Here is a 4,180-nt window from a genome sequence, read left to right on the forward strand (position 1 = left end):
ATTATTTGATTTTCTTTTTTCTTATTTTTTTCATTTTCTCATTTTCTTATTTTATCTAATTTTTATTAAAATTTAAAATTCCTATTTTTGAATATATTTATTAATTAGATTAGAGATATATTATAATATTATGGAATGATAGATAATTTGAATAATTTTTATCCAAAGTAAACATTAAATTTAATCTATCAATTATTCTTATCAATTAATTATAAAAAAGCATCTGGTGTTTAGATGAGTGAAGATATTAATAAAATTATTAATGAATTACATATTTATGAAAAAAAGCTATTAAAAGAGTTAGAGATTAATGAAAATGCAACTCCTGACGAAATAGCTGAAAACACTGGTTTGAATATTAAATCAGTTATGAGTGCTGCAGGATCATTAGCTTCTAAAGGAATCATCATTGTAAACAAAGAGACAAAAGAGAAATTTAGCTTGACTGATAATGGTAAAAAATATGCTGAAATAGGCCTTCCTGAAAGGAGAATCCTAAAGGTATTGCAGGATAAAAAGCAATTGGCTATGAAGGATTTGGCTGGTTTAGACGGGCTTGACAAAAAGGAAGTCAATATCTCAATTGGTTGGTTGGTTCGTAAAAGCTGGGCAAAAATGGATAAGGGAGTATTATCCATTACTGATGTAGGTGAATCCAGCAAAGAAAAATTAGGGGATGATGAATCCTTATTAAGAACCCTTATTGAAAAGGCACAAGTTTCTAAAGAGCAATTGGATGAGGATATGGCTAAAGGTTTATCTGCACTTAAAGAAAGGAAAAACCTTATTGCTGAGCAAAAGACAACTCTTCACAGCTTTGAATTAACCGATTTAGGTCGTGAAATTTTAGAGCTTGGCTTTACCATTGAAGAGGAAGCTACCCAATTGACTCATCAACAGCTTAAGGAAGGATCTTGGAAAGACTTGAAATACAGACCTTATGATATCAATGCAGAGTACCCTATATTCTTCCCAGGTAAAGAGCATCCTTTAAGAAGAATCATTCAGGAAATTAGAGAAATCTTCTTGAATATGGGATTCACTGAAGATAAAGGGGATTATTTGGAATCTGCTTTCTGGAATTTTGATTCTCTCTTCCAACCTCAAGACCATGCTGCAAGAGAAATGCAGGATACCTTTTATGTGAAAAATCCATTGACTTGTGATTTGCCAGATGATGAACTTGTTCAAAAAGTAGCTAGAACTCATGAAGATGGTGGAAATACCGGTTCAGAAGGTTGGAACTATGATTGGGATGAGGATATTGCTCGCCAATCTGTCTTAAGAACCCACACTACAGGAATTTCCACTCAAAGACTTGCAAAAGGTGAACTTCCTATTAAGATGTTTTCAGTAGGAAGAGTATTCAGAAGAGAAACTTTCGATTATAAACATTTACCAGAGTTCCATCAAGTTGAAGGGCTTGTTGCTGCTCCTGGAATCAATTATCAAAACTTATTAGGTACTTTAAAGGAATTCTATAAGAAATTAGGATTTGAAGTAAGATTCAGACCTGCTTATTTCCCTTACACCTATCTTTCAACTGAGTGTGAAATTTACTTGGAAGAAAAGGAAAGCTGGATTGAACTTGGTGGTTGCGGAATGTTCAGACCAGAAGTTCTAGAGCCTTTAGGAATCAACACACCAGCATTGGCATTCGGTTTAGGTATTGAACGTCTTGCTATGATCAGATATGATTTATCTGATATTAGAATGCTCTATAAGAGTGACATTAGCTGGTTAAGAGAAGTTCCTTTAGAAGAAGGAGTAAGGTTCGATTAATTTCAATCTTTATCTTTTTATTTTTATTCTTTTTTTATTTTTTTACTTAATTTTTTATTATTAATTATTCAATTATTGATTTTTTAATTTTTCAATTTTTAAATTATTGTTTAAATGTGATTTTTATGACTGATATAAGACTTATTTCATGGAATGTAAATGGTATTAGAGCTATTCATAAAAAAGGTTTCTTAGATTGGTTTAATGCGGAAAAAGCAGATATTGTATGCCTTCAGGAAACCAAGGCTCAAATAGACCAATTGCCTAAAAAATTAGTGAATATTCCAGACTATACAAGTTATTTCAATTCTGCAGAAAGGAAGGGATACAGTGGTGTAGCAACTTATACAACTATTGAACCTAAAGAAGTTTATTCTGGTATGGGAATTGACAAGTTTGATGTTGAAGGAAGACTTCAAAGATTGGATTTTGATGGTTTCACTCTTTTAAACATTTACTATCCTAATGGTGGTATGAATGATGATAGGTTAAGGTATAAGCTTGACTTCTATGATGCATTCCTTGATTACACTAATGACTTAAGGGATAAAGGTCACAATTTGGTGATTTGCGGTGACTTGAACACTGCTCATAAGGAAATAGATCTTGCAAGACCAAAAAATAATGAGGAGGTCTCAGGTTTCTTGCCTGTAGAAAGAGAATGGGTAACTAAATTCCTTGATAATGGGTATATTGATACTTTTAGAATGTTGCATGAAGATGAAAGGGACAAATATACCTGGTGGAGTTATAGAACCCGTGCTAGAGAAAGAAATGTGGGATGGCGTTTGGATTACTTCTTTGTAAATGAAGAATTTAAAGACAATGTCAAGGCATCATATATCAAAGCGGATGTAATGGGTTCTGATCATTGCCCTATAGCTTTAGAAATAGAAATATAATTTTATTTTTAATTTATTTAATTATTTTTTAGCTATTTTTCTATTATTATTTTTATTTCTTTAATTATTTTTTTTTTTTTTTTTTTCTAAATTTAATGAATCTTAATTGGGATTTCATTAAATCTAAAATTTCTTTTCCATAGTCTGTCAATTCATATAATCTGCCCCGTTTGGTTTCAGGGTTTAATAAACGAACTAAATTCTTTTCTCGTAATTGACTTAAGATACGACTTACGTTGTTACTAGGGATATTAGTCTTTTTGCTTATATTTGTAGGCTTTAATGTCTCTCCGTCTAATGCCTTGAATATTTTCTCTCGATTTTTAGACAACTTGATGAATTCTATAATAATTTTCTCAGAGTCTTTCATAGTAATCCCTTCAACTGTTTTTATTATATTAAACTGTTTTTATTATATTGAACTTTATTGTATTTATTTTTTATTAGAATTCAATATGAGTTTAATATATATTACTATTCTTAATATTAAGTTAGATATTAGATATTAAATGTTTAAGTTCATAATATCTATTTGATAGATATTTGATAGATATTAGATAGATATTAGATAGATATTAAGGAGATAAGTCTAAAAAATAATTTTCAAATTTAATCAAGTGCAATATTAAAAACATTTATTAAAAAGATAAAAAAGATATACTTGTATAGAATAATGATTTTTTAGGTGTAAAAATGATTGAATCCCCTGAACAAATAGCTATTGAAAATGAGATAAAGGTGCAAAAGGATAAGTTTTTATACTATTTTAATGGATCTTTACCTGATACAATGGAATTGGAATTTGAAGGATTCTATAGGAGAGGGTTCTTTGTTAGCAAAAAAAGATATGCTGTAATCGAAGATGGAAAAATCATTGCAAAAGGATTAGAGCTTGTTAGAAGAGATTGGGCTCCAATTGCAAAGAAAACTCAGGAAGATATCTTAATGGCTATTTTGGAAGAGGGTAATGTTAAGAAGGCTGAAAAAATCATTAGTAAAGTTCTTAAACAAATCAAATCAGGCAATTTGGATATGAAGGAACTTGTTATACATACTCAAATCACCAAAAATCTTGATGATTACAAACAGGTTGGTCCTCATGTAATTGCTGCTCGTGAGATAGAATCTCATGGAATCAAGGTAGGTAAAGGAACCATTGTTCAGTATATTATAGCTAAGGGAAAAGGTTCAATAAGCCAGAGAGCAGTTCCTTATGAATATAGTGAAGGAATTGAGTATGATAAGGAATACTATATTGAAAATCAGTTGATTCCTGCTGTTTCAAGGATGATGGAACCTTTAGGTTATGATAAGGATAGATTAAGGGAATTATCTTCCAATGAAAGACAACAAAGTTTAGATGCTTTCTTCTAATTCTCTATTGATTTTAATTTGGAAATATTTGAATGGATGGATAATTTTCTTTAGGAATTTTTATATAATAATAAAATAAATATAGAATTATATATTATTGAAATTAAATATATTATTGAAAT

General features: G+C 29.9%; 4 protein-coding genes. 3 read left to right on the top strand and 1 reads right to left on the bottom strand.

Annotated features, from left to right (window positions below; all coding sequences use genetic code 11):
* Positions 1-234 precede the first annotated feature (234 nt).
* Complete coding sequence (gene pheS, locus VW161_RS08730; RefSeq protein ID WP_304105841.1) at positions 235-1,782, top strand: phenylalanine--tRNA ligase subunit alpha; 1,548 nt, start codon at positions 235-237, stop codon at positions 1,780-1,782.
* Positions 1,783-1,907: 125 nt separating this feature from the next.
* The gene (locus VW161_RS08735) at positions 1,908-2,684 is read left to right on the top strand and encodes an exodeoxyribonuclease III (protein WP_325192950.1); all 777 of its coding nucleotides are present in this window, start codon (positions 1,908-1,910) and stop codon (positions 2,682-2,684) included.
* A gap of 64 nt (positions 2,685-2,748) precedes the next feature.
* Here VW161_RS08735 and VW161_RS08740 read toward each other — a convergent pair whose 3' ends face one another.
* Positions 2,749-3,054: a winged helix-turn-helix domain-containing protein gene (locus tag VW161_RS08740; RefSeq protein ID WP_325192951.1), complete on the bottom strand. Its 306-nt coding sequence runs from the start codon at positions 3,052-3,054 to the stop codon at positions 2,749-2,751.
* A 323-nt stretch (positions 3,055-3,377) separates the two neighbouring features.
* On the opposite strand from VW161_RS08740, the gene VW161_RS08745 reads away from it, so the two are divergent.
* The gene (locus VW161_RS08745; RefSeq protein WP_304103017.1) at positions 3,378-4,058 is read left to right on the top strand and encodes a DNA polymerase domain-containing protein; all 681 of its coding nucleotides are present in this window, start codon (positions 3,378-3,380) and stop codon (positions 4,056-4,058) included.
* Positions 4,059-4,180: the final 122 nt, after the last annotated feature.

This window comes from Methanobrevibacter ruminantium, assembly GCF_016294135.1.
GTDB lineage: Archaea > Methanobacteriota > Methanobacteria > Methanobacteriales > Methanobacteriaceae > Methanobrevibacter > Methanobrevibacter ruminantium_A.

Excerpts from the sequence above, each read along its gene's own strand:
- pheS (WP_304105841.1), top strand. The coding sequence starts at position 235 with ATGAGTGAAGATATTAATAAAATTATTAATGAATTACATATTTATGAA.
- VW161_RS08735 (WP_325192950.1), top strand. The coding sequence starts at position 1,908 with ATGACTGATATAAGACTTATTTCATGGAATGTAAATGGTATTAGAGCT.
- VW161_RS08740 (WP_325192951.1), bottom strand. The coding sequence starts at position 3,054 with ATGAAAGACTCTGAGAAAATTATTATAGAATTCATCAAGTTGTCTAAA.
- VW161_RS08745 (WP_304103017.1), top strand. The coding sequence starts at position 3,378 with ATGATTGAATCCCCTGAACAAATAGCTATTGAAAATGAGATAAAGGTG.